Genomic DNA, 25,434 nt, shown 5'->3' on the forward strand with positions numbered 1-25,434 from the left:
CTACCCGCTTACGCGGGCCCCCTCAAGGGGGCGATGCGGGTGGACCGGCGGAGCCGGATCCACCGCATCCTGGGTCTAGTACCCGTTTCTTGGGGTGCGGCACCGGTGCTATCGCTGGCTGCCAGCGGTAGCACCCCTGCTTCAGTCCAAGATGGTTTCCCTAGGCCCAGGAAACCGCGGATCTGGCTTTGCCAGTCCGCCGGTTTCGCCCCCTGGGGGGCGCGCGTCAGCGCGTAGGGGGGGCATGATTTCAAACATCGCCTCGATCTCGACCACCACGCCGTGCGGCATGCTGTTCACGCCCACGGCCGTGCGCGTGTGGGCGCCGGCTTCCCCGAATATCTCCACCATCAGGTCCGAGGCGCCGTTGACCACTTCGGCGATGCGCACGAAATCCGGCGTGGCGGCGACGAAGCCGCGCAGGTTGACCACCGAGACGATGTCGTCCAGGCCGTTGGGCAGGGCGGCGCGGGCCTGGGCCAGCACGTTCAGCGCGCTGGCGCGCGCGGCCTGCTGGGCCTGGGCCAGATCCATGGTGTCGCCCACGCGGCCGACGTGGCGCAGCTCGCCGTTCACGCTGGGCAACTGGCCCGAGACGAAGAGCAGGTTGCCCAGTTTGCGCGCCATGCGGATGCGCGCGGCGCGGGCCGCGGGCGCGGGCGGCAGGACGATGCCGAGGGCCGACAGGCGGGCGTCGATGGAGCTTGGCATGGATGGGACTCCCGGTGATGACAAAGGAAGCCATTCTCCCGCCCGGGTCCATGGAGCGGGCTGATTTTTCGCGCCGGGGCCATAACCATCCGGTTGGAACCAGGGGCGAAACTGGAATGCGGCCGTGGTTGCGGGCTCCGTATCATGGCCGTTTCGACAAGGAGCGCGCATGCTGTACATCATCTACCAGGAAGACCGGGACGACGGCGCGGCGGAGATCCGCAAGCAGGTCAAGCCCGCGCATCTGGAGTACCTGGCCCGGTTCGAGTCCAGGCTGGTGCTGGGCGGGGCCATGCTGGCCGAGGACGGCGTGGGGCGCACGGGCAGCGTGCTGATCCTGAACGTGGGCAGCCTGGCCGAGGCCGAGGCGTTCTCGCGCGACGAGCCGTTCCGCAAGGCCGGCCTGTTCAAGAGCGTGAAGATCTCGCGCATGCGGCGCGGCCAATGGAACCCGGCGGCCGCGCCCGCCACCGCCGAGGGCAACTGACCGGCATCAGGCCGCGGGTGGGCGGTGGTAGAGTTCGCCGGCGGCCTGCTTGAGGTTGTCGATCATGCGCAGCGCGGCGGCCGACAGGCTGTTGTGGGCGTGGGTGATGATGCCCACGGGCAGGGCGGGGTAGCCGATGTCCACGGGCAGCTTGGCCAGGATGCCCTGCTCGATGTCGGCCTGGACGATCTGCCAGGGCAGCGCGGCCACGATGTCCCGTTGCAGCAGCAGCGCGCGTATCAGCGGGAACGACAGGGTTTCGACGATGCGCGCGGGCAGTTCCAGCCCTTCGCGCGCGAAGAACATATGGATGGGCGTGCGGGCCACGCTGCTGGCGTGCGGCATGACCCATTCCTGCGCGGCCAGGTCCGCGGGGGTGGGCGCAGCCTTGGCCGCCAGCGGGTTCTGGTGTCCAGCCACCAGCACGATGGGTTCGAAGTACAGGGGGATCTGCCGGATCTGCCCATGGCCGTCCTGCTCGGACATGCGGCCCACGACGATGTCGATCTCTCCGGCCTGCAGTCCGCTCAGCAGCCTTTCCTTGCTGCCGTCCACCACCGACACGCGCGTGGCGTCGCCGCCGGCGAAGAACAGCGACAGCGCGCGCGGCAGCAGCGTGGGCAGCGCCACCATGTAGCTGCCTATCGCCAGCTTGCCGGCCGAGCCCTGGCGCAGGGCGGTCAGTTCCTCGGCCGCGCGCTTGAGTTCCGCGTGCAGCGAGTGGGCATAGCGCAGCACGTGGCTGCCGAACACCGTGGGGATGACGCCCTTGGCCGTGCGCTCCAGCAGCCGTTCGCCCAGCAGCGTCTCCAGTTCGTGGATGGTCTTGGACACCGCGGGTTGGGACATATGCAGCGTTTCCGCCGCGCGCGACAAGGCGCCGCATTCGGCCACGGTCTTGAACATCAGCAGGTGGCGCAGCTTGACCTGGGTGGTCAGCACGCGCTCGATCGATCGCTCGGCTTCCATGTGAACCTCGATGCAGGAAGGAGAGGGTGGCGGCCCATAACCATTTGGTTTGCCCGGCCGCCCGAATGCGAATGATCGCACGGCCGGGCCGCTGATAGAGTGGCCGCATCCCTGCCATGCCGGAGAATGTCTTGAAGATCACCGCTTTTTCCCTCGAACACCTGAGCCTGCCCGACGAAGACCCCAATTGGAAATTCGCGGGCCAGGCCTATCCGACCAACGATGCCGTCGTGCTGACCCTGACGGCCGAGGACGGCACGCAAGGCTGGGGCTATGCCGCGGCCTTTCCGCACCTGGCCGCGACGGCGCTGGGGGTGGAAGGCGCCTTGCAGCGCATCTGCCCGGCGCTGGTCGGCCAGGACGCGATGGCGATCGAGGCGAACCTCGTGCGCGTGCAGGCCGCGCTGGTGGGCAACAACCCCGCCAAGGCGGCCATCGATTGCGCGCTGCACGATCTGAAGGCGCGTCTCCTGGGCGTGCCGCTGTACGAACTGCTGGGCGGCAAGACCACCGACCGCATCGCCATCTGCCGCATGCTGGGCCTGAAGACGCCGCCCGAGATGGCCGAGCGCGCGCAGCGCCTGGTGGACCAGGGCTATCGCCACCTGAAGCTCAAGGTGGGCGGGTCGGTGCGCGAGGACATCGAGCGGCTGCGCGCGGTGCGGCGCCAGGTGGGCGACGACGTGCGGCTGGTGGCCGATCCCAACCAGTCCTACCGCGCCAAGGACGCCATCGTGTTCGCGCAGCGGGCCGTCGAGTTCGACGTCGACATCATCGAGCAGCCGGTGCCAGCCGACGACCTGGACGGGTTGCAGGAAGTCACGCGCGCCTCCAGCATCGCCATCGAGGCCGACGAGAGCGCCTACGACGCGTCGTCGACCTACCGCCTGGCCGCCAGCCGCTCGATCAACGCGGTCAGCCTGAAGGTGCCCAAGATGGGCGGGCTGCGCGCGGTGCAGACTGCCGCTCGCGTCTGCGAGGTGGCGCACCTGGGATGCCGGATGGGCGCCAACGTCGGCAGCCAGTTGCTGGCCGCCCATGCCCTGCACCTGGCCGTGGCGCTGCCCAACATCACCTATGCCTGCGAGCTGGCCGAGTTCCAGAAGCTCTTGAACGATCCGTTCGAGGGCCTGAAGGTCGTGGATGGCCATCTCCATGTTCCGGAAGGCCCCGGCGTGGGCGTCGTCCGCCGCGCGTCCTGAACGCGCCGTCCCCCCCTCATCTTCACTCAAGGAACGTCCATGGAATTCCCCATGCTTGCCCGCCGCCCCTTCCTGCACTCCGCGCTGTTCCTGCTGGCCGCGACGCTGGCCGGGAACGCAGCCGCCCAGCCGCTGCCGCGCCAGATCCGCATGGTCGTGCCGTTCTCGCCCGGCGGTCCGGCCGACCTGATCGCGCGCAAGCTGTCCGAGCGCCTGGGGCCGCAGCTGGATGCGACCGTGATCATCGACAACCGTCCCGGCGCCAACGGCACGATAGGCGTGCAGGCGGTGGCCAAGGCCGCGCCCGACGGCGGGACGCTGCTGTTCGCGACTTCGGGCATGCTGACCATCAGCCCCGTGCTGTACAAGGACCTGAACTACGACCCGCTGAAAGACCTGAGCCCCATCGGCCGGGTGGTGGCCAACGGTACCGCCCTGCTCGTGGGCAAGCAGCTGCCGGCCAAGGACATGAAGGAGTTCGTCGCCTACGCGCGCCAGTCCACGAACCCCGTGCCCATCGGATCGGCTGGGACCGGCAACATCACGCACCTGTACATGGAGCTGATGAAGGACGCCACGCGCGGCAACTTCGTCCATGTGCCCTACAAGGGCGTGGCGCCCGCGTTGACCGACGTCATGGGCGGCCAGATCGCCGGCGTGTTCGTCGACCTGCCGGCGGCGCTGCCGCTGCTCAAGGGCGGGAAGGTGAAGGCCTTGGGGTTGGTGGGCACCGAGCGCAGCCCGTCGGCGCCCGAGATCCCCACCATCGCCGAACAGGGCTATCCGGGGGTGGACGGCGTGAGCTGGTTCGGCGTGCTGGCGCCGGCCGGAATTGCCGCCGACAAGGTACAGGCCATCCATGCGGGCATTGCCCGGGTGTTGGCCGATCCGGCCATGATCGAGAACCTGAAGGAGATCGGCTCGGTTCCCGCGCTGAACCAGCCGGCGCAGATGACCGCGCTGATGCGCGACGAACAGGCGCGCTGGGCGCGGCTGATCAAGGCGCGCAACATCCAGGTCGATTAAGGACCGAGGCGGGCAGCCAGCCGGGCTGCCCGGGCCGCGTTCAGTTGCCGGCCGAACCCTTGTCCGCCGCGCCGTGCTTGGCGCGGACCTTGGCCACGTGGTCGGTCAGCAGTTGCCTGGCCAGTTCGCCGTCGCGCGCCACGATGGCCGCCAGCATCTTGCGGTGCCGCTGCACCAGCCGCTTGCCCACGGCCGGCGTCGTGTACGGATTGACCGAGCGGTACAGCACGTACGAGATCGCCTTCATGATCGACGACAGGAACTGGTTGTGCGAGGCGTCGACGATGGACTGGTGGAAAGCCAGCGATGCGGTGGTCAGTTTCTCGGGCGTGAAGTCTTCCGGCGAAGACACCAGTTCCTCGACCCGAGCCAGGCAGGCTTCCATCTTGGCGATGTCGTCGGCGTTCGCCAGCTTGGCCGCGAGTTCGGCGGCGCTGGCCTCGATGATGAGTTGAGCGTCGAAGACTTCGTCCGAACCGACGCCGATCAGCTTGAGCTGGATGGCCAGGGCTTCGACCACCGGCGCATCGTTGCCGTTGGCGATGCGGGTGCCGCCCCCGGCGCCCGTGCGCACGTCCACCACGCCCAGCGCCTGCAACCGCCCCATGGCCTCGCGGATGGGCAGGCGGCTGACCTGGAACTGTTCGGCCAGATCGTTTTCGGAACCCAGGAAATCGCCCGGTTGCAGCTTGCCGTCGAGCACGGCTTCCTTGATCTGTTTTTCAACGCGCATGGCCGTGGATTCGGTGCGTCCGGCGCGCCACACAGGTAGATCGGCTCTCGTACGTGCCATTTTTTCTATTCCACCGTTCATAAGTCGCAGACTGTATGAGCAATTATATCCGCTCTCATGACCTCGGGCCCCTGCCGCGATCCGGCGACCCGGGCTCAGTATAAACACTAAAAAACCTGCCTATCTCATCAAAAAACATTACGGAATCAATGCGTTAAGCCGATCCGTAGGGCCCGCGGGCGCATCGGTCCGCCGGGAGGCGGCCTTGACATTCCTGGTAATCACTCATACAGTATGACTATTAAAATAACTTACCAGAAAACGGGCAAATGGAGACACATCGATACGGCTCGAGGGGCGCGGCATGGCGCGCATAGTCCTCGGCCTGGGAACCTCGCACGGGCCGCAGCTTTCCACGCCTCCCGACAAGTGGAGCCTGCGGGTGGAGGCGGACCGGGCGGAGACGGCGCATCCCTATCGCGGCGCCACCTACGGCTTCGACGAACTGGCCGCGATGCGCGTGGCGGAGGGCCTGGACGAACGCGTCACGCCTGATGCCATGGCCGGCCATGCGCAGCGTTGCGCGGACGCGGTCGAGTCTTTGGCCGTGCGCTTGCGGGAGGCCCGCGTGGACGTGGCCATCATCGTCGGCAACGACCAGCGTGAAGTGTTCGGCGCGCGCCTGACGCCCGCGTTGTGGATGTATGCGGGCGCCGAGGTCGCCGACGAGCCCGTCCATCCCGAGCGCCTGGCGAAATTGTCGCCGGCCATCGCCATTTCGGCAACGGCGATCAAGCCGGCCGTGTCGTCGCGCTATCCGGGCCACCCGCAACTGGCGGCCCACCTGGGCGCCGCGCTGGCCGACGCCGGCTTCGACCTGGCGCAGTCCGACGAGATGCCGCAGCGCGGCCCGGGACCGGCCACGGGCATGCCGCACGCCTTCGGTTTCGTCTATCAACGGTTGATGAAGGGCAGCGTGCTGCCGCACGTGCCGTTCATGCTGAACACCTTCTATCCCCCCAACCAGCCCCGCGCCGGACGCTGCATGGATTTCGGCCGGGCCCTGGCGCGGGCCGTGGCGGCCTGGCCGCAGGCGCTGCGCGTGGCGCTGATCGCCTCCGGCGGGCTGAGCCACTTCGTCATCGACGAGACCTTCGACCGCGCCCTGCTCGATGCCATGCGGCGGCGCGACGAGGACTGGCTGCGCGGCATCGACGAGGCAACGCTGCAATCGGGCACGTCCGAGTGCAAGAACTGGCTGCCCGTGGCCGCGGCGTGCGCCGAGGCCGGGCTGGAGATGGAACTGGTGGACTACGTGCCGTGCTACCGCTCGCATGCGGGCACGGGCACGGCCATGGCATTCGCGGCCTGGCGATAAGGCCGCGGCAAAGGAGCAAGAAGTGCTGTCCAGGAAAGACAACGACATGCTGACACAGGTGGGGCCGGGAACGCCCATGGGCGAGCTGTTCCGCCGGTTCTGGCTGCCGGCCCTGCTGGAAGAGGAACTGCCCGAGCCCGACGGCGCGCCCGTCCGGCTGCGGCTGCTGGGCGAGGACCTGGTGGCGTTCCGCGACACCAGCGGCCGGGTCGGGCTGGTGGACGCCTATTGCGCACACCGCCGCGCGGGGCTTTATTACGGCCGCAACGAAGAGAACGGCCTGCGCTGCGTCTACCACGGCTGGAAGTTCGACGTGGAGGGCCGCTGCGTGGACATGCCGTCCGAGCCGCACGAAACCAACTACAAGGACCGCGTGCGCCTTACAGCCTATCCCACCGCGATCCGCGGCGGCGTCGTCTGGGCCTACATGGGGCCCAAGGGCACCGAGGGGCCGCTGCCGGAGTTCGAGTGGTCGGAGCTGCCCGCCGCGCAGCGCACGGCCACCAAGCGCCTGCAGCGCTGCAACTGGGCGCAGGCGGTGGAGGGCGGCATCGATTCGAGCCATATCTCGTTCCTGCACAGCCGCAGGGAAGGCACGGATTCCGGGCCGCGCAACCCCTATCACCAGAGCGACCGGCACCCCGTGTTCGAAGTGAGCGAGAGCGAAGCCGGGCTGGTGATCGCCGCCCGCCGCAACGCCGAGCCCGGCCACTACTACTGGCGTGTCACGCAGTTCCTGCTGCCGTTCTACACGATGATCCCGCCGGTGGGCGCGTTCAAGGAATCCAGCCGGGAGCCGTACGACGGCCACGCGTGGGTGCCGATCGACGACCATACGACCTGGACCTGGTCGTTCAGCGCCAGCCCGGCGCGCCCGTACTCGGATCAGGAACGCGAGACGCGCGGCGGGCGCAACGGTTTCTGGGGGCCGGTCGACGAAGCCTACCTGCCGCTGCTGAGCGCCGACAACGACTACGGCATCGATCGCGAGAAGCAGCGCCACGACAACTTCACCGGCATCACCGGCATTCCCAACCAGGATGCCGCCGTGCAGGAAAGCATGGGCGCGGTGGTCGACCGTTCCAAGGAAAACCTCGGCCATTCGGACCGCGGCATCGTGAATTTCCGCCGGCTCATGCTGCGCCTGGCCAAGGCGCTGGCGGCCGGCGAGGTGCCCGAGGCCGCGCGGCGCGGCGACCTGTACCGCGTCCGCTCGGCCTCGGTGGTGCTGCCGGCCGAGGTGCCGGTCGAGACCGGCGCCGCCGGATTGCTGAAGGCGGCGCCCGCTGCGGCGGACCGCTGACACGCCAACAAGGAGGAGACACTATGCAAGGCAAGAGACTCGCCACGATGCTGGCCACCTGTATGCTGGCCTGCGCGGCTGGCGCGGCGAACGCGCAGAAAGCCAAGAACACGCTGCGCATCGGACTGGTCGAACCCATTTCCAGCATGATCCTGTACGACGGCCCCAACCCCGAGGTGGGCATGTTCTCGCGCGGGCTGTTCGACCCGCTGCTGTGCTTCGACAATCGCACCGGCAAGTTCGCGCCCAATCTCGCCAGTTCGTGGAAATGGCTGGACGACCAGACGCTGGAACTGAAGCTGCATACCGGCGTGAAGTTCCACGACGGCTCGGCCTTCGACGCCGACGATGTCATCTATACCTTCGGCTGGCTGACCGATCCCAACAACGGCCTGCGCTTCGCCGAGAACTACGCGCCGTTCAAGCGCGCCGAGAAGATCGACCAGTACACCGTGCGCATCCACACCAACGGCCCCGCGCCCACGGCGATGCTGCGGCTGGCCTATTCCACGCCCATCGTGCCGTCCGACCTGCACGGCAAGTACCAGAACAAGGGCGACTTCGGCCGCAAGACGCCGATCGGTACCGGTCCCTTCAAGGTCGAGACCTTCAATACCGACAGGATCGTGCTCGTGCGCAACCCCGACTACACGCACGGCACGCCGTGCAAGCCGGCGGCGCGCGTGGCGCGGGTCGAGGCCGTACCCATGCCGGACACGCAGACCCAGATCGCCAACCTGGCGACCGGCAACATCGATTTCATCAAGGTGTCGGACAAGGCCCAGGCCGACATGCTGGCCAAGCAGCCCACCCTGAAAATGAGCGCCAACGAGGGCCTGACCTTCCAGTTCATGGCCATCGACTCGGCCGGCCGCTCGGGCAACGCGGCGCTGTCGAACCTGAAGGTCAGGCAGGCGATGGCGATGGCGGTGAATCGCACGCTGGTGGCGCGCAGCGTCACGCCGGGCGGCGATGCCGTGGTCGCGCCGGATGCGCTGTGCCTGCCCATCCACCGCGCCTGCGCCTATTCGACCAAGCCCCCGGCCTACGATCCGGCGGCCGCCAAAAAGCTGCTGGCCGAGGCCGGCTACCCCAACGGCTTCGACGTCGAACTGACCGCGACGCCCGGGTCCACCGGGCTGGCCGAGGCGGTGGCGGGCGAACTGCGCAAGGTCGGCATCCGCGCCAAGGTCGATCGCATCACCTTCGCCGGCTATCGCGAGAAGCAGCGCCAGGGCAAGCAGCAGGTGCTGGTCAGTCTGTGGACCTCGGGCGGACTGCCGGATGCCTCGTCGCCGGTCCAGTTCCTGTTCGCGCCGGGTGCGCGCGACTACTGGCACGACAAGCAGATCCAGGCCTGGATGAAGGAGGGCATGGCCACCACCGACGAGGAACGCCGCGAAGCCATCTACAAGAAGGCCTACGACCGGGCCAACGAACAGGCGTACGTGGTGCCGTTGTCGACCAAGCCGGACGTGTTCATCCACAACCGCGACCTGGTGCTGGACAAGACCTCGGGCGGCGTCTACGGACTCGACTTCTACGAAGTCCACTGGAAGTGAGGACGGCATGCTCCAGTTCTTCATACGCAGGCTGGGCGTCTCGCTGCTGGTGGCCATCACCGTCTCGGTGATCGGTTTCGCCCTGCTGCGATTGTCCGGCGACCTGGCCTCGGCGTTGGCGGGCGAGACCGCCACGCCCGAGGAAATCACCCGCGTGGCCGGCATGTACGGCCTGGACCGTCCGCTGTACGTCCAGTATTTCGACTGGGTGTGGAGCGCGCTGCATGGCGATCTCGGCACCTCGCTGTTCTCGCGTACGCCCGTGCTGGAACTGATCGTCGATCATCTGGGCGTGACCATCGCGCTGGCTCTGTGTTCGCTGCTGCTGTCGCTGGTCGTCGCCATTCCGCTGGGCGTGGTGGCGGCCATGCGGCCCAACACCTGGGTGGACCGGACGGCGCTGGCGCTGGCCGTGTTCGGCCAGGCCATTCCCAACTTCTGGTTCGCGCTGATCCTGATCTTCGTGTTTGCCGTGAAGCTGCAATGGGCGCCCGTGTCGGGATCGGACACCTGGGTGCACTTCATCCTGCCCACGGTCACGCTGGGGCTGGGGACCATGCCCGCCAAGATGCGGCTGACACGCACCGGCATGATCGATGCGCTGTCCTCGGATTTCGTCCGCACGGCGCGGGCCAAGGGACTCTCGGCGCGGTCTGTGCTGTTCAAGCACGCGCTGCGCACGGCCATCCTGCCGGTGGTCTCGGTGTCGGCCGTGTCGCTGGGTTTTCTGCTGGGCGGCTCGGTCATCGTCGAGTCGGTGTTCGGCCTGAACGGCATCGGCCAACTGGCCTTCCACTCCATCAGCCAGATCGACTTTCCCGTGGTGCAGTCCATCCTGGTCTTCCTGGCGTTCTGCTACATCTTCCTGACGATGCTGGCGGACCTGATCAACGCGCGCCTGGATCCGAGGATCAAGCTATGAGCACTGTCATGGACGCAAACCTGGCGGATGCAAGCGCCGCGCGCAGGGACCCGGCGTCGCCCCGGGCAATCATGCGGCGGCGCGCCCGCTCGCACCTCGGCTTCCTGATCGGCGCGGGCATCGTGCTGGCGGCCGTGCTGGTCGCGGTGTGCGCGCCGTGGCTGGCGCCCTACGATCCCTATGCGCAGGATCTTTCCAGGACGCTGGTCGATCCGGTCTGGACCACGGGGTCCTGGGAACACGTGCTGGGCACGGACGCGCTGGGCCGGGATTACCTGAGCCGCCTGATCTACGGCGCCAGGGTCTCGCTGACGGTGGGCTTCGGCGCCGCCGCCATCGCCGGGGTCATCGGTTCGCTGCTGGGCCTGGTGGGCGGCTATTTCGGCGGCCGGATCGACACCTTCGTGGTGTACGTGCTGAACGTCAAGCTGGCTCTGCCCAGCGTGCTGATCGCCCTGTCGCTGGTGTCCATCGTGGGCGGGTCGATGACGGCCATGGTGGTCATCCTGGGCCTGCTGACCTGGGACCGCTACACGGTGGTCACGCGCAGCGTGGTGCAGCAGATGCGCAGCAGCGAATTCATCCACGCGGCGCGGGCCATCGGCGCTTCGCACACACGAGTGCTGTTTCGCGAGGTCCTGCCCAACGTCATGAACCAGATCATCGTCGTGGCCAGCCTGGAGATCGCCATCGTCATCCTGATCGAGGCGGCGTTGTCCTTCCTGGGCCTGGGGGTGCAACCGCCCACGCCGTCCTGGGGCCTGATGGTGTCCGAAGGGCGCGCCATGATGTTTTTCAAGCCTTATCTGATCGTGCTGCCGGGCATGGCGATCTTCCTGCTGGTCATGGCCATCAACCTGGCTGGCGACGGACTGCGCGACATCACGGCGCCGGAGGGCAGGGCATGAGCGCGAATTCACAAGCGTTGCTGCAGGTCGACGGCCTGTCGGTGGAGATGGACGTGCCGGCCGGCCTGCTGCACGCGGTCAGCGACGTCAGCTTCGAGGTCGGGTCGGGCCGGACTTTCTGCCTGGTGGGAGAGTCGGGCTGTGGCAAGACCATGACCTCGCTGGCGCTGATGCAGCTGCTGCCCCGCAAGGCAAGGCTGTCGGCGCGGCGCATCCTGTTCGAGGGGCGCGACCTGGCGCGGATGTCGCCGCGCGAGGTCGCGCAACTGCGCGGGGACCGGATGGGCATGATCTTCCAGGACCCCATGACCGCGCTCAATCCCGTCTATACCGTCGGCGACCAACTGGCCGAGGTCTACGTGCGCCACCGTCGCGCCAGCCGCGGGCAGGCGCGCGACCGGGCAGTCGAGCTGCTCGAGCGCGTCGGCATCATGTCGGCCGGGCAGCGGCTGGCGCAGTATCCGCACCAGTTGTCCGGGGGCCTGCGGCAGCGGGTCATGATCGCCATGACGCTGATGTGCGAGCCCTCGCTGGTGATCGCCGACGAACCCACCACCGCGCTGGACGTGACCGTGCAGGTGCAGATCCTGCAACTGCTCAAGAAGCTGCAGGCCGAGATGGGCATGGCCATCATCCTGATCACGCACAACCTGGGCGTGGTGGCGCGCATGGCCGACGACGTGGCCGTCATGTACGGCGGCCGCATCGTGGAGTCCGGCTCGCCCACGCAGGTATTCGGCCGCGCCAGCCACCCCTATACGCGCGGGCTCATGGCCTGCATGCCCACGCGCGGCGAGGCGGGCCCCGGCCAGCGCCTGGGCTCCATACCGGGCACCGTGCCTTCGCTGGTGGGCGAGCACCAGGGCTGCGCATTCCGCAACCGCTGCGCCCATGCGGGCGATGCCTGCGGCCACGGGGTCATCGCGATGCGGGATGCCGGCGGAGGGCACCACTACCGCTGCGTCCTGGCCGCCGGGGCCGGAAGCGGCCGCCATGCCGTACAGGAGGCGCTGCAATGAACACGGTTTCCCTGGATACCGCGCGTCCCGCCGTGGCCGCGGGCAAGGCCCCGGTGCTGTCCGTGGAGCACCTGTGCAAGACCTACCCGGTGGGCGGCGGGCTGTTCAAGCCGCCCCGCCCGCTGCGCGCGGTGGACGACGTCTGCCTGACGGTGCAGCGGGGCGAGACCCTGGGCATCGTGGGCGAGTCGGGCAGCGGCAAGACCACGCTGAGCTGGATGATGCTGGGCCTGCTGCGGCCCACCTCGGGCGAGATGACCGTCGAGGGCCGGCCGATCGCCTCGTTCGACCGGCTGGAGATCGCCCGCAAGATCCAGCCCATCTTCCAGGATCCCTATTCGTCGCTCAATCCCCGCCAGACCATAGGCGAGATCGTCGGCGCGCCGCTGGTGGTGCACCGGGTCGGCGACGCCGCCCAGCGCGCGCGGCTGGTGCGCGAGATCATGGACAAGGTCGGCCTGCCCGCGCGCTTCGCCCACGCCTATCCCAGCCAGATGTCGGGCGGGCAGCGCCAGCGCGTGGCCATCGCCCGCGCCCTGGTGCTCAAGCCCGAGATCGTGGTGTGCGACGAACCGACGTCGGCGCTGGACGTCTCGGTGCAGGCGCAGATCCTGAACCTGCTGAAGGACCTGCGCCAGGAACTGGGGCTGACCTACGTCTTCGTGAGCCACGACCTGGGGGTGGTCGAATACATCTCCGATCGGGTCGCGGTCATGTACATGGGGCGGGTGGTGGAAACCGGCAGGGCTGCGCGACTGATGTCCGCGCCGCGTCATCCGTACACCCAGGCGCTGATGGGGTCGATCCTGACGCCGGATCCGGCGCTGGGACTGCCCGAGCTGCACCTGGGCCGGGGGTTTCCGGATCCGCTGAACGCGCCCGCCGGATGCCGTTTCCACCCCCGCTGCCCGGAGGCCGCCGACATCTGCCGCACCACGGCGCCACCCCAGCGCCACGACGAACAGGGCATGGTGGAGTGCCACCTGCGGGGCGGCGCGCCCGCGCAGGTCATCTCCTGGAAAACGGGTACCTAGGCTTTCCCACAGCATCTATTCCATTACTTACGCGGAGTCACATCATGGGTCATTCCCAGGCAGCGGCGGCGAACGCCCCCGGCCTTTCCCGGTTCGGCGAGTTCTTCCACACCATAGACGGCAAGCCGGAAAGCAGCGGCGCGCATTTCGACGTCATCAACCCTTCCACGGGCCAGCCTTTCGCCCGCTGCCCGGATGCCTCGCGCGCACAGCTCGACAGCGCGGTGGCGGCGGCCCGCCGGGCGTTCGTGCCGTGGCGCGAGCTGTCGTTCGCCCAGCGCCGCGAATACCTGCTCAAGCTGGGGCAGGCGCTCAAGGAGTCGATCGAGGAACTGGCACCCCTGCTGACCTCGGAACAGGGCAAGCCGCTGGCGCGCGCCCGCGAGGAACTGAACCGGGCCGTGGCGCAGTTCGACCTGCTGTCGCGCATCGAGATCAAGCCGGAAGTGCTGCGCGACGACGCCCAGGGCCGTACCGAACTGCACTATCGCCCGCTGGGTGTCGTGGGCGCGATCACGCCCTGGAACGTGCCCATCGTGCTGGCGGTGCCCAAGATCACGCAGGCGCTGTACGTGGGCGACACCGTGGTCGTCAAGCCTTCGCCGTACACGCCGCTGACCACGCTGAAGCTGGGCGAGCTGGCCCAGCGGGTGCTGCCTCCCGGCGTGTTGAACGTGGTGGCGGGCGGCAACGATCTCGGCCAGTGGATCACCGAGCATCCCGGCATCGACAAGATCTCGTTCACCGGGTCGGTGGCCACCGGCAAGCGCGTGCTGGCCAGCGCCGCCGGCACGCTCAAGCGGGTGACGCTGGAGCTGGGCGGCAACGACGCGGCCATCGTGCTGGACGACGTCAAGCCGGCGCAAGTCGCGCCGCGCCTGTTCCAGGCGGCGTTCGTCAATAGCGGCCAGGTGTGCATGGCCATCAAGCGCCTGTATGTGCACGACAGCATCTACGACGCGATGTGCGACGAGCTGGCCGCGCTGGCCCGCAAGGCGCGCGTGGGCGACGGCTTCGATCCGGACGTGACGATGGGACCGGTGCAGAACAAGATGCAGTACGAGCGGGTGCTGGGCATCCTGGAGGACACCCGGCAGACCGGCGCGCGCATCCTGACCGGCGGCCAGGCCCGTCCCGGCGACGGATATTTCATCGAACCCACCATCGTCGCCGACATCGCCGAAGGCACCCGCCTGGTGGACGAGGAGCCCTTCGGGCCCGTGCTGCCCGTGATCCGCTACACCGACGTGGACGACGCCATCCGGCGCGCCAACGACACGCGCTTCGGGCTGGGCGGTTCGATCTGGACCAACGATCTGGAACGCGGCGAGGCGCTGGCCTCGCGGCTGGAGGCGGGGACGACCTGGGTCAACCAGCACGTGGGCACCGAACCCGGCGTGCCCTTCGGCGGCTGCAAGGAGTCGGGCCTGGGGCGGGAGTACTCGGAGCTGGGCCTGAAGGGCTACATGGAGGCGCAAGTGGTCAAGGTGGCCCGCGCCGGCTGACGGGGAAACGCAAGCCGGCAGCGGGGCCCGGCCCTGCTACCGGCGTGTACAATTTTGCATCCACTTTCCCCATGCTGCACTTCATGACCGATTCCAAGCGCACCAGGCAAGGCCGCGCGGACGCCGAGACCGCATCGGCCACGCCCGCGTGGGAACCGGTCCATATCGAGACGCTGTCCAACCAGCTCATCCAGCAGATCCGCGATTCCTTCCTGGCCGGGCGGCTCAAGACGGGCGACTACCTGGGCAGCGAGCGTTCGCTGGCCGAGCAGTTCGGCGTCTCGCGGGTCGCCATCCGGGATACGCTGCGCTCGCTGGTGGCCATCGGCCTGATCGAGGTGCGCACCGGCAAGGCCGGCGGCGCCTGGATCGCCGCCGGCAACATCTCGCACTATGCCGACCTGTTGTCCATCCAGCTGCGGATGATGGGCGTGACGGAACTGGAGATGGTCGATGCCCAGGCGGCCATCGAGATCCAGGCGACCGAGCTTGCCGTGCTGCATGCCGGTCCGGACGACCTGGCGCGGCTTGAGGCGTTCGTGGCGCGCCTGCGCGCCTCGATGAACGAGCCGGAAGTGTTCACGGGCCTGGCGATGGATTTCCACGCGCTGGTGGTGCAGGCTTCCAAGAACCGCGCGCTGTCCGCGCAGTTCCTGGCCATCCGGCAGATCCTGCAATCGAACTACAGCCTGCACGCGCGGCAGGACCGGGCCGAGCGCACGGTGGCATTCGCCCAGAAGATGCTGGCGCATTTCCGCGCGCGGGACGCGGTGGCGGCGCGCAACGAGATGGCCGCGCGCCTGGCCCACATCCGCACGGCGACGCTGGACCTGACGGGCGCCTATTGGCTTGAGCCCGAGCCGCAGGCGAACCAGGCGCCGGCGCCGCGCCGCGCGCGCCGGGCCTGATTTCCCCGCCTACATCCCCACCCACACCCGGCCGGCGTCGACCTTCGTGGCGAAGGTCCGCACGCCTTTCTTGCAGGGCGCCGACAGCGCCTGCCCGGTCCGGATGTCGAACCTGCCGAAGTGCAGCGGACACTGCACGGTGCCGTCCTTGACGTAGCCGTCGGACAGGCGCGAACGCATGTGCGTACAGATGTCCGACGTGGCGTGATAGCCGTCGTCCAGGCGAAAGAGCGCCAGTTCCAACCCTTCCGCTTCCACGTGCAGTACCCCGCCGGTCTCCAGATCGTCCGCGCCGCATACCGGATGCCAGGACAACGCCTGGTCCGCTTCGGTCTCCATTGCCGCAATACGCGCTTGCATGTTCCACCTTCTTCGTCGGTTATCGATGGGCTTTATTTTCTTCATATGGTAGCATGGTAAAACAGTATGCGTGTTTACAGGGCGCAAGAAAAACGCCCATAAAGAGGAGAGCACCATGTCAGGATTCGCAGACTATCCGGGAGACCAGGTGCGGGCCAAGGTCCGCCATCCCATCATCGACAGCGATGCGCACATCATCGAGTGCGAGTTCGTGCTGAACGACTACGTCAGGGAGATCGGCGGCGCCGAACTGATGGAGCGGTCGCGCCAGCGCGGCCGCAAGGGGCCGGCGTTCTCGGACAACGCGACCAAGGGGCTGTGGTGGGGCGCGCCGTCGGGCAGGAACACCAGCGACCGCGCCATGGCCATGCTGCCGAAGTACTTCCGCTCGCAGATGGATCGCGCCGGGCTGGACTTCGCGCACATGCTGACGACCAACGGCATAGGCGGCCTGTACATTCCCGACGCAGAACTGCGCCAGGTCCGCTGCCGCGCGCTCAACACCATGTATGCCGACATGTTCAAGGACGTGGGCGACCGCATCCGCCCGGTGGCCGTCATTCCCACCTATACCCCGGAGGAAGCCATACGCGAGCTGGACCACGCGGTGCTCGAACTGGGGCACAAGGCGGTGATGATAGGCACGGAGATCCGCGTGCCGCATCCCGATGTCGCCGCGGCCGCGCCGGAGCTGGCGGCGCATGCGCAGAAGGTGACCTCGATCGCCATGGACAGCCCGCACGACTACGACCCGTTCTGGCGCCGCTGCGTCGAGCTGGGCGTGGCGCCGCTGTGCCACACCTCGGCCCATGGCGCGCGTACGCGCAATTCGCCCACGAACTATGTCTTCAACCACCTGGGCAGCTTCGCGTCGGGGTCGGAGTACTTCTGTCGCTCGCTGTTCCTGGGCGGCGTGACGAACCGCTTCCCGACGCTGAAGTTCGGCTTCCTGGAGTGCGGCGCGGGCTGGGCGCTGACGTTGCTGAACGACATCGTCGAGCACTGGGAGAAGCGCAACGTGCGCTACCTGCAAAGCAGCCTGGACCCGGACAAGCTGGACATCGCGCTGATGGCCGAGCTGTTCGAGCAGTTCGGCGACGCGCGCCACACGGCCGAACGCTTCCTGCAGAACCCGCATCATGGGCTGGCCCGGCCGGGGCGGCCGGAATTGTTCGACGAGTTCGGCGCGGCGGGCATGACCGAGGTGCGCGACCTGCGCCGGCTGTTCTGCGACAACTTCTATTTCGGTTGCGAGGCCGACGACAGGATGCTGTCGGTGGCGTTCAACCGGCGCCTGAATCCGGTGGGCGCCACGCTCAAGGCCATGTTCGGTTCGGACATCGGGCACTGGGACGTGATGGACGCGCGCAGCATCCTGTCCGAAGCCTACAACCTGATCCAGGCCGAGCTGATCACGGAAGAGGACTTCAAGGCGCTGACCTTCGACAACTGCGCGGAGATGATGCTGTCGATGAATCCCGCCTATTTCGACGGGACGGTCATCCAGGACGCGGCGCACGCATTCCTGCGGGAGCGTACGCCGGCGGCGGCCTGAGCGGCCGGCGCTCCGGACCCGGTCCGGAGCGGGCCGTGCCTAGGCCAGCGCGGCCAGGCGCTCGCGCCAGCGCGGCAGCACCTCGGGGTTGCGCACGTGCAGCGGCGTTTCTCCCCGCAGCGCGCGCATGGTGTTCTCCAGCGCCACCCCCGGCATGCGGGCATACAGCTCTTCCGAATGGCCGACGACGTGGCCGGTGCCTATCACTGCCGGGTGCCCGCGCAGCGGGTGGTCCGCCGGCAGCGGTTCGGTCTCCCAGGTGTCGATGGCCGCGCCCGACAGCCGTCCCGATTCCAGCGCGGCCAGCAGCGCCGCCTCGTCCACGCAGCCGCCGCGGCCGACGTTGATCAGGCTGGCGCCGGCCTTCATCGTCGCGATCGCGGCCGCGTCGATCAGGTGATGGGTTTCCGGGGTCAGCGTGACCAGCACGACGGTCGTGTCCGATTCCGCCAGCAGCGTGTCCAGCGGCACCAGTTCGGCGCCGTGGTCCCGGACCGCCTCGGCCTGCACGTAGGGATCGGCGACCAGGATGCGGCAGCCCCAGGGCGCCAGCATGCGGGCGACGGTGCGGCCGATGTTGCCGAAGCCCACCAGGCCGACGGTGGATCCGTGCACCATGCCGCCCAGCGGCGCGGGGCGCCAGACGCCGTCGGCCAGCGTGCGCATCTTCGCCAGCAGCCGCTTGCGCAGCGCCGCGATCAGCATGACCGACGCCTCGGCCATGCCGACGAAATTCTCGGCCGCCGCGCCGTGCGCGACCACGATTCCGAGTTCGCTGGCGCGGGCGACGTCGATGTGCTCGGTGCCGATGATGGGCGAGGTGACCACCTTCAGCCGGGGCGACGCCTCCAGCACTTCGGCCGGAATACGGATGCCGTTGAACATGCCGACGTAGGCGTCGGCCCCGGGACAGAACCGGGCCATGAGTTCCGGGGTCCAGTGCTGCGCCTCCACCGGCAGCCGGCTGACCGCGCAGCCCGCCGACGCCAGCAGGTCGGCCAGGCTTTCGTAGGGCCCCAGGCGGGCCGAGACGACCACGTTGTATGCCATTGCTCTTGCTCCTCTCTTCCGGTTGCCAATCGTTTTATACAGCTATACCATTATACTAATTATTTGGTAATACCAAATAAGCAAACCCCGGTAGGAGAGAGACATGAGCAAGAAAGACATCGCTTCGCTGGTGGACGATCGTCCCGAGGACGGCGTCTTCCGCCTGCACCGCAGCGTGTTCAGCGACCCCGAGATTTTCGAGCTGGAGATGAAGTACATCTTCGAGCGGAACTGGGTATTCCTGGGCCTGGACTCGCAGGTTCGCAATCCCCACGACTACATGACGACGACGGTGGGCCGACATCCGGTCGTGGTCATGCGCGACGGGGAAGGCAACCTGAACGCCTTCATCAACAGCTGTCCCCACAAGGGGGCCAGGCTTTGCCATCTCGCGCAGGGCAATCGCAAGATCCACGTCTGCCAGTACCACAGCTGGTCGTTCGACAGCGCGGGCAGGATACGGGGGCTGAAGTTCAAGGACGACGGCCAGTACAGCCCGGCCTTCGACGACGACAGCCACGACCTGGCGGCGCTGCCGCGCTTCGAGGTCTACCGGGGCTTCATGTTCGGCGCCCTGTCCGCCGACGTCCTGCCGCTGTCCGAGTACCTGGGCGAGGCCAGGACCTTCATCGACATCGCGGTCGATACCAGTCCGCAGGGCCTGGAACTGGTGCCGGGCGTGGTGGGCTTCACGTTCGAAGGCAACTGGAAGCTGCAGCTGGAGAACTGTTCGGACCAGTATCACTTCACGTCCACTCATCCGTCCTATCTCAAGGTGCTGGACCGGCGCGCCGAGAAGGGCTGGGAAGGCACCGTGCGCGCCAACGTGCGGGGGCGGGGCGGGCGCAAGGCCATGCAGTTCCCGGCCGACGGGCTCGAGCACATCGCCGGCGGCTCGACGTCGTTCGAACATGGCCACAACCTGAACTGGAACCGCCGCACGGTGAACGACAGCCATCCCCTGTTCGAGCGCGCGGAGGAACTCAAGGAGCAGTTCGGCGAAGCCCGGCGGGATTGGATGTTCAACACCCGCAACCTGACGCTGTTTCCCAACGTGCAGGTGGCCGAGAACGCTTCCAGCCAGTTGCGCATCATCCGCCCGATCTCGGTGGACAAGACCGAGATGCTGACCTACTGCATCGCGCCGGTCGGCGAAAGCGCCGCGGCGCGGGCCCAGCGCATCCGGCAGTACGAGGACTTCTTCAACCCCAGCGGCCTGGCCACGCCGGACGACACCATCAATTACGAGGACTGCCAGGACGGCCACCTGAATCCGGTCGCTCCCTGGCTCCAGGGCCATGCGCGCGGCATGATGCTGGCCAGCCCGGACGGCGATCCGTTCATCGACCGGCTGGGCGTCAAGGCCTTGTCGTCGGTGATCGGCGGCGTGGAGCTGGGCGACGAGACCATTTTCCATACCTACTACCGTTCCTGGCGGGCCCTGCTGCAGGCCGGCCAGCGCGCCGACGAGGCCGCCGCCCGCGGCCAGCCCGCCCCCGCACCCGCCCGCCTCGTGGAGACCGTACGATGAGCCATGCCCTGACGCCTGCCCACGCGGCGGACTACCTGTACCGCGAAGCCCACCTGCTGGACCGGCAGCGCTTCGACGATTGGGTCGACTTGTACACCAGCGACGCGGTCTACTGGATCCCCGCCTGGAAGAGCGAGCACCAGCCCACGGACAATCCCGAAACCGAACTGTCCCTGGTGTACTGCGCGTCGCGCAATGCGCTGGTGGACCGGGTATGGCGCCTGACCTCGAACCTGTCGGTCGCCTCGATGCCGCTGGCGCGCACGGCCCATTCGGTGTCCAACGTCATCGTCGAGCAGGCCGGCGACGACACGATGGACCTGCGATCGAGCTGGACCTCGCATGTCTACAACCCCAAGTACAAGTCGCAGCACGTCTACTTCGGGTCTTACGAGCACCGGCTCCAGCGCGTGGACGAGGGCTGGAAGATCGCCCGCAAGAAGATCACGCTGATGAACGATTTCATCCCCACGGTCCTGGATTTGTACATGGTGTGATGCGCCGGGCATGCGAGACCGTCGCATGCCCGGCGCATCATCGCGCCGCCGCATAGCGCGGCGCGACAGTGCTGCTGGACAGGTGGTTCGCCATGGCCTGGCGCGCCGCCTCGTAGGCATTCCACTTTTCGCCGTCGTGCAGCGAAGGAATGGTGATCCGTTCGCCCCGGGCGAAGCCCAGCAGCGCGGCATCGACCAGGTCTTCGGCGCGCATGACGATGCGCTGGTCCAGGTGCTCGACCGGCAGGCCGCCGATGGCCCAGAAGTCGGTGGCCGTGGCGCCGGGCAGCACCGCCTGCACCCGTATGCCCTTGTCGGCCAGCTCGTGCTGCAGCGACTGGCTGAAGGCCAGCACGAAGGCCTTGCTGCCGCCATAGACGCCGTTCAGCACTTCCGGGGCGATGGCGACGATGGACGCGATGTTGATGATCGCGCCCCGGCCGCGCGCGACGAAGCCCGGCACGGCGGCGTAGGCCAGGCGCATGGGCGCGGTGACGTTCAATTCGACCATGCGCGTCATCTGCTCCACGTCGCTCTGCAGCAGCGGCGTGTGCGTGCCGATGCCCGCGTTGTTCACCAGCAGGGTAATGCTGGCGTCCCGGCGCAGCAGGTCCTCCACCCGCGCCAGCTCGGCGCGGTCGTTCAGGTCGGCCGGCAGCACTTCCACCGAACGGCCGGTGCGGGTGCTGAGGTCGCGCGCCAGCGCATTGAGCCGTTCGCGATTGCGGGCCACCAGGATCAGGTCGTAGCCGTGCCGTGCCAGCCGGTCGGCGTACAGGGCGCCGATGCCGCTGGAGGCGCCGGTGATGAGGGCCGTGCCGGGATGGGAGTGCGGTTCCATGATAAGACTCCTTGCGTGGAGAGTATGTCGATGGGGAACATGGTGCGCTTGCCCTTGGATGTCGTAAATGACGTATATAGTCATGAATCAAGACATACGAAAAAGGGGCGATTCCATGCACCGCGTCGGCTATCTTTTACCCGAGGGCTTCCAGGTCATGGGCCTGGGCACCCAGGCCGTCTTCGAATTTGCCAACCTGGTGGCGGGCGAGCCTTTCTATGAGGTGGAGAACTACGCGCTGGGCGGCACGGTGCGCGCGTCGACCGGCCTGACCGTCCAGGCCCGCGCGTTCACCGCCCGCAGCCAGGCCGACACCTGGCTGGTGGCCGGCGTCATTTCGCCGCTCGATACGCCGGTGGCGTCCGGACTGCTCCCGCGACTGCGGAAGCTCGCCACGCGCGCGCGGCGCGTCGCCGGCCTGTGCACCGGCGCTTTCGTGCTGGCCGAGGCGGGCTTGCTGGACGGCAGGCGGGCGACGACGCACTGGTACTGGGCCGAGGCATTGCAGCAGCGCCATCCCGGCGTGCAGGTCGAGGCCGATCGCATCTACATCGCCGATGGGGCTGTGTGGACGTCCGCCGGCATGACGGCGGAGCTGGACCTGGCGCTGGCGATGGTGGAGAAGGACCTGGGCGCCGAGACGGCGCGCTCGGTGGCGCATAGGCTGGTCATGCACCAGCGCCGCTCAGGCGGGCAGTCGCAGCACTCGGAAATGCTCCGGCTCGCTCCCAAGTCCGATCGCATCCAGCGGGCGCTGGAGCATGCGAGGCGCCACCTTGCACAGCCGCTGAGCGTGGAGGAACTGGCCGGAGCCGCCCGCCTGAGCCCGCGCCAGTTCAGCAGGGTGTTCACGGCCGAGACCGGCCAGTCGCCGGCCAAGGCCATCGAAGGATTGCGGCTGGAAGCGGCGCGGCTGATGATCGAAAGCAGCCGGCATCCGCTTGAGGTGGTGGCCAGGGAGTCGGGGTTCCGGGACCGGCGCCACATGCGCGAGGCCTTCATGCGGGGCTTCGGCCTGCCTCCGCAGGCGGTCCGGCGCGAGGCCCGCGCAACACCCTGACCCATCCGGCGGCCCTAGAAGCGATGCATGATCCCTATGCCCACGAGCTGCGGATCGGCGCCCACCGGCAGGCCGGAAGGCGCGGAGCTCATGTTGTTGCCGTTCCAGTCCAGGTTGTAGTTGCGGTCGTTCAGGATCTTCTGGTAGTTGACGTACAGGTTGGTGCGCTTGGACAACAGGTAGCGGAAGGCCAGCAGGTAGCCGTGGGCGCCCGTGTCGTCGCAGCGGGATGCCACGTTGCAGCCGCTGATGTTGGCCAGGTGCATGTATTCGGCGATGAAGTGATAGCGCTTGCCTTCGCCGAAATACTGCGACATGCCCAGCACCAGGCCCCGCTGCCGCAGCTTGTGGGCGCTGGGGTCGGCGGTGGCGCCGACATTGAGCGAGGCGCCGCCGTTGGTGACCTGGCTTTGCAGCAGGATCAGGCTGACCTGGCCCGAGTCCGAGTAGGAATAGCGCAGCCGCAGCTTATGCCCTTCGCTTTGCCCCTGGGTGCCCGCCGGCAGCGACCCGCTGGGCGCCGTCAACTCGTTGCCGCGGTTGCGGGCGTAGTCGTAGCCATAGCCGAAGGGGCCTTTCGTGCCTTGCAGGGTCAGGGCCCACAGCGAACCGTTGTTCCTGGTGGTCGCGCTGATCGTCTCCCGCTGAGTGGTGGAGGCGCCGACGATGACCTCGAACAGGCCGAACAGGCGCGGGGAGATGTACTTGACGGTATCGTTCACGCGGACCACGCCCACCGCCATGCCGCGGCCGATGCCGCCGCTCTGCACGCCGAAGCCGCTGGAGACCCAGTCCGATCCCGTCTGGTTGATGTAGGGACTGGTCCAGAACAGGTCCTGCCGGCCGAAGCGCAGCGTGCCCAGCGTGTCGCTCTTGAGGCCGACGTAGGTGGTGCGGGATCCCAGCGTGCCGGTGGACGTGTTCGGCCTGCCGTTGGGGCCGATGTTGCCGCCGTTGTCCATGTTGAAGCCGCCTTCGATCACGAAGTGCGCGCTCAAGCCGTTGCCCAGCGCCTCCGTGCCCCGGAAGCCCAGGCGCGACCCCGCGTCGTACAGGCGGCGCACGCGCGGGATGTCCGAGGCCGGGCCGGCGGTGGCGCCGGTGGCCTTGTACATGTCCAGGCCCACCGAGGCCTTGCCGTAGATCTGCACCCCGCTGCCGCCACCTGCCTGGGCATGCGCCTGGCCGATGCATGCCGCGGCAAGGGCGGCCACGGTACAGGTCACATGCAGGCGATTGCCGTTACGGCCACGATCCGGTTTCATCATTGTCTCCTCCTTTTTTGATATTACTGTATGCGTGTTATTGTTTTGCGCATACTGTATGAGCTAAAGAAAGAGGTGTCAACGAAGAAAAACCCGGCATGCCGGGTTTTTCGGGGTGGGCGAGGGACACGAGTCTAGTGTGCCTGGAGATCCTCGTCGCGCAGGCCCATCGCTTCGCGGTAGGCGGCCTTGACCTCGTCGGGCTGGCCCGCCTGGAAGGGATAGTCCGCCAGGTGTTTGCCCAGTATGGGGTGCGCCAGCAACTGCTCGCGGGTCAGGCCCTCGGTGAACAGATGCCGTCCGGCAATGGGCAGCTCGACACACTCGTTGGCGGCGGGGTCGCGGATCAGCCCGCTGGGATCGCGCCCGTCGGCCACGGCATCCATGTCCTCGCCGAAGCGCTTGCGCAGCATGGCGATGCCGCGGTCGCTGGAGGCCAGGTTTTCCTTGGTGCGGTCGGCCACCGTGCCTTGTCCGACCCAGGCCACGAAGTCCTGGTTCATGACGTGGCTGGAGATCCAGCGGCCGGTGTCGGGATCCACCACGGGGCCGTGCCAGGCCGGGATGGGGCCTTGTTCATAGGGTTCCTGTTCCTTGGGCACGCGGGAGAACGCCCAGGCGATGCTGAGAGTGTTCTCGTCGTCGATGGGGATGCGCCACTCGATGTGGTCGCCCAGGCAGAAGGCCTGCGGCCACAGGCAGACGCGACCGACGGTCCACAGCGGATGGCGCTCGCTGGTGTCCTCGCGCAGGCGCTTGTAGATGATGCCGTAGTCGAATTCCTCGAAGTCCACCTTGATGTGCGTGGGCGCGTAGGGGCCGGTCTCGCCCTTCAGGCGGATGCTCCAGTTCGAGTGCATCCATTCGAAGTGCACGGGGTCGATGGAGTTTTCCTGGCACTGCAGCCAATTGCAGGGAATCTCGGAGATGACGATCTGCGCGAAACCGTTCTTCCAGGTGAAGGGCTCCCAGTTGGGAACCAGCGGCGCGGGCTGCGGGCCGAGATAGGCCCATAGCATGCCGGCCTTCTGTTCGACGGGGTAGGCCTTGATGCGCAGGCGTTCCTTCATGCGCGCATTCGGAGCCGCGATGTCCTCGTAGGGCTGCTCGGTACAGCGGCCATCCCGGTCGAACAGCCAGCCGTGGTAGTTGCAGCGCAGACCCGACTGTTCGACGAAGCCATAGGACAGGTCCGCGCGCCGGTGGGCGCAGCGCCGGTCGATCAGGCCGAAGTTGCCGCCCAGGTCCTTGTACAGCACGAGGTCCTCGCCCAGCAGGCGGACGGGCTTGGTGTCCACCTTGTCGAATTCGCTGACCGCCGCGATGGGGTGCCAGTAGCGCCTGAGCAATTCTCCCATGGGGGTGCCGGGCCCTACCTGGGTCAGTTGGCGGTTCTTCGCTTCGCTAAGCATGTGTCGTCTCCCTCTGCATCCGGCGACCACCATGCGGGTCTGCCTGCAAGTCGTTCATTGTTGGTGAATCAAGTCTGCTATTTAACATACAGTATGCGTGTTAGGGTGTTCGTGTCAAGATGGAACGGCGCGGGCGACGGGCATGCGCAGGTGCGTTGGGCGATATTCCTCGGGAAATCCCTGGTCAGGATTATAG

The 25,434-nt window shown here is 67.6% G+C and carries 24 protein-coding genes; 16 read left to right on the top strand and 8 right to left on the bottom strand.

All coding sequences use genetic code 11. The annotated features are described in order from the left end of the window. Window positions 1-141 precede the first annotated feature (141 nt). Window positions 142-711, bottom strand: a complete 570-nt coding sequence (locus tag EV675_RS28290) for a RidA family protein (RefSeq protein WP_130362017.1) — start codon at window positions 709-711, stop codon at window positions 142-144. A 169-nt stretch (window positions 712-880) separates the two neighbouring features. On the opposite strand from EV675_RS28290, the gene EV675_RS28295 reads away from it, so the two are divergent. Then, window positions 881-1,198: a YciI family protein gene (locus tag EV675_RS28295; protein ID WP_130362018.1), complete on the top strand. Its 318-nt coding sequence runs from the start codon at window positions 881-883 to the stop codon at window positions 1,196-1,198. A gap of 6 nt (window positions 1,199-1,204) precedes the next feature. On the opposite strand, the gene EV675_RS28300 is transcribed toward EV675_RS28295, so the two are convergent. After that, window positions 1,205-2,167, bottom strand: coding sequence for a LysR substrate-binding domain-containing protein (locus EV675_RS28300; RefSeq protein WP_130362019.1), 963 nt, complete (start codon window positions 2,165-2,167; stop codon window positions 1,205-1,207). 131 nt (window positions 2,168-2,298) lie between these two features. Here EV675_RS28300 and EV675_RS28305 point away from each other — a divergent pair, with 131 nt between their 5' ends. Beyond that, window positions 2,299-3,369, top strand: a complete 1,071-nt coding sequence (locus EV675_RS28305; RefSeq protein WP_165404820.1) for a mandelate racemase/muconate lactonizing enzyme family protein — start codon at window positions 2,299-2,301, stop codon at window positions 3,367-3,369. A 39-nt stretch (window positions 3,370-3,408) separates the two neighbouring features. Then, a complete protein-coding gene (locus tag EV675_RS28310; protein ID WP_130362021.1) occupies window positions 3,409-4,395 on the top strand; it encodes a Bug family tripartite tricarboxylate transporter substrate binding protein in 987 nt (328 codons plus the stop codon). A gap of 40 nt (window positions 4,396-4,435) precedes the next feature. Here the strand turns inward: EV675_RS28310 and EV675_RS28315 are convergent, their stop codons facing one another. Next, entirely contained in the window at window positions 4,436-5,188 is a 753-nt protein-coding gene (locus EV675_RS28315) for a FadR/GntR family transcriptional regulator (protein WP_165404821.1), read from the bottom strand. Window positions 5,189-5,492: 304 nt separating this feature from the next. Between EV675_RS28315 and EV675_RS28320 the strand changes: the two genes are divergently transcribed. The 9 genes from EV675_RS28320 to EV675_RS28360 all read left to right on the top strand — a co-directional run bounded on the left by EV675_RS28320 (window position 5,493) and on the right by EV675_RS28360 (window position 15,667). Continuing rightward, entirely contained in the window at window positions 5,493-6,506 is a 1,014-nt protein-coding gene (locus EV675_RS28320) for a DODA-type extradiol aromatic ring-opening family dioxygenase (protein ID WP_130362023.1), read from the top strand. A 22-nt stretch (window positions 6,507-6,528) separates the two neighbouring features. Beyond that, window positions 6,529-7,809: a Rieske 2Fe-2S domain-containing protein gene (locus tag EV675_RS28325; RefSeq protein ID WP_130362024.1), complete on the top strand. Its 1,281-nt coding sequence runs from the start codon at window positions 6,529-6,531 to the stop codon at window positions 7,807-7,809. A gap of 23 nt (window positions 7,810-7,832) precedes the next feature. Next, complete coding sequence (locus tag EV675_RS28330; protein ID WP_130362025.1) at window positions 7,833-9,371, top strand: ABC transporter substrate-binding protein; 1,539 nt, start codon at window positions 7,833-7,835, stop codon at window positions 9,369-9,371. A gap of 7 nt (window positions 9,372-9,378) precedes the next feature. Beyond that, window positions 9,379-10,293, top strand: a complete 915-nt coding sequence (locus tag EV675_RS28335; RefSeq protein WP_130362026.1) for an ABC transporter permease — start codon at window positions 9,379-9,381, stop codon at window positions 10,291-10,293. After that, window positions 10,290-11,201 carry an ABC transporter permease gene (locus EV675_RS28340; protein ID WP_130362027.1) on the top strand — a complete coding sequence of 304 codons (912 nt, stop codon included), beginning with the start codon at window positions 10,290-10,292 and terminating at the stop codon, window positions 11,199-11,201. Before EV675_RS28335 ends, EV675_RS28340 begins: the two co-directional genes overlap by 4 nt. Then, entirely contained in the window at window positions 11,198-12,220 is a 1,023-nt protein-coding gene (locus EV675_RS28345) for an ABC transporter ATP-binding protein (protein WP_130362028.1), read from the top strand. Before EV675_RS28340 ends, EV675_RS28345 begins: the two co-directional genes overlap by 4 nt. Next, window positions 12,217-13,254, top strand: a complete 1,038-nt coding sequence (locus EV675_RS28350) for an ABC transporter ATP-binding protein (protein WP_130362029.1) — start codon at window positions 12,217-12,219, stop codon at window positions 13,252-13,254. The genes EV675_RS28345 and EV675_RS28350 overlap by 4 nt, the downstream gene beginning before the upstream one ends. A gap of 44 nt (window positions 13,255-13,298) precedes the next feature. Further along, window positions 13,299-14,759 carry an aldehyde dehydrogenase family protein gene (locus tag EV675_RS28355; RefSeq protein WP_130362030.1) on the top strand — a complete coding sequence of 487 codons (1,461 nt, stop codon included), beginning with the start codon at window positions 13,299-13,301 and terminating at the stop codon, window positions 14,757-14,759. A gap of 83 nt (window positions 14,760-14,842) precedes the next feature. Beyond that, window positions 14,843-15,667, top strand: coding sequence for a FadR/GntR family transcriptional regulator (locus EV675_RS28360; RefSeq protein WP_165404822.1), 825 nt, complete (start codon window positions 14,843-14,845; stop codon window positions 15,665-15,667). Between the two features lie 9 nt (window positions 15,668-15,676). On the opposite strand, the gene EV675_RS28365 is transcribed toward EV675_RS28360, so the two are convergent. Then, window positions 15,677-16,027, bottom strand: coding sequence for a non-heme iron oxygenase ferredoxin subunit (locus tag EV675_RS28365; protein WP_242621645.1), 351 nt, complete (start codon window positions 16,025-16,027; stop codon window positions 15,677-15,679). Window positions 16,028-16,142: 115 nt separating this feature from the next. Here EV675_RS28365 and EV675_RS28370 point away from each other — a divergent pair, with 115 nt between their 5' ends. Then, window positions 16,143-17,582 carry an amidohydrolase family protein gene (locus EV675_RS28370; protein WP_130362032.1) on the top strand — a complete coding sequence of 480 codons (1,440 nt, stop codon included), beginning with the start codon at window positions 16,143-16,145 and terminating at the stop codon, window positions 17,580-17,582. A 39-nt stretch (window positions 17,583-17,621) separates the two neighbouring features. Here the strand turns inward: EV675_RS28370 and EV675_RS28375 are convergent, their stop codons facing one another. Further along, window positions 17,622-18,632 (bottom strand): NAD(P)-dependent oxidoreductase, encoded by a 1,011-nt coding sequence (locus tag EV675_RS28375; RefSeq protein ID WP_130362033.1) that lies wholly within the window; start codon window positions 18,630-18,632, stop codon window positions 17,622-17,624. Between the two features lie 103 nt (window positions 18,633-18,735). On the opposite strand from EV675_RS28375, the gene EV675_RS28380 reads away from it, so the two are divergent. Both EV675_RS28380 and EV675_RS28385 read left to right on the top strand, forming a co-directional pair. Further along, window positions 18,736-20,163, top strand: coding sequence for an aromatic ring-hydroxylating oxygenase subunit alpha (locus tag EV675_RS28380; protein WP_130362034.1), 1,428 nt, complete (start codon window positions 18,736-18,738; stop codon window positions 20,161-20,163). Then, the gene (locus tag EV675_RS28385; protein ID WP_130362035.1) at window positions 20,160-20,660 is read left to right on the top strand and encodes an aromatic-ring-hydroxylating dioxygenase subunit beta; all 501 of its coding nucleotides are present in this window, start codon (window positions 20,160-20,162) and stop codon (window positions 20,658-20,660) included. Before EV675_RS28380 ends, EV675_RS28385 begins: the two co-directional genes overlap by 4 nt. A 37-nt stretch (window positions 20,661-20,697) precedes the next feature. Here EV675_RS28385 and EV675_RS28390 read toward each other — a convergent pair whose 3' ends face one another. Next, on the bottom strand, window positions 20,698-21,501 hold the full coding sequence (locus tag EV675_RS28390) for an SDR family NAD(P)-dependent oxidoreductase (protein WP_130362036.1): 804 nt from the start codon (window positions 21,499-21,501) through the stop codon (window positions 20,698-20,700). A gap of 115 nt (window positions 21,502-21,616) precedes the next feature. On the opposite strand from EV675_RS28390, the gene EV675_RS28395 reads away from it, so the two are divergent. Next, window positions 21,617-22,561, top strand: coding sequence for a GlxA family transcriptional regulator (locus tag EV675_RS28395; protein WP_130362037.1), 945 nt, complete (start codon window positions 21,617-21,619; stop codon window positions 22,559-22,561). A gap of 14 nt (window positions 22,562-22,575) precedes the next feature. Here EV675_RS28395 and EV675_RS28400 read toward each other — a convergent pair whose 3' ends face one another. Beyond that, window positions 22,576-23,826: a porin gene (locus EV675_RS28400; RefSeq protein ID WP_165404823.1), complete on the bottom strand. Its 1,251-nt coding sequence runs from the start codon at window positions 23,824-23,826 to the stop codon at window positions 22,576-22,578. A 134-nt stretch (window positions 23,827-23,960) separates the two neighbouring features. Then, entirely contained in the window at window positions 23,961-25,238 is a 1,278-nt protein-coding gene (locus tag EV675_RS28405) for an aromatic ring-hydroxylating oxygenase subunit alpha (RefSeq protein WP_130362039.1), read from the bottom strand. Window positions 25,239-25,434 lie beyond the last annotated feature (196 nt).

Origin of the sequence: Pigmentiphaga kullae (genome assembly GCF_004216695.1) — a bacterium.
In the GTDB taxonomy this organism is placed as follows: domain Bacteria; phylum Pseudomonadota; class Gammaproteobacteria; order Burkholderiales; family Burkholderiaceae_B; genus Pigmentiphaga; species Pigmentiphaga kullae.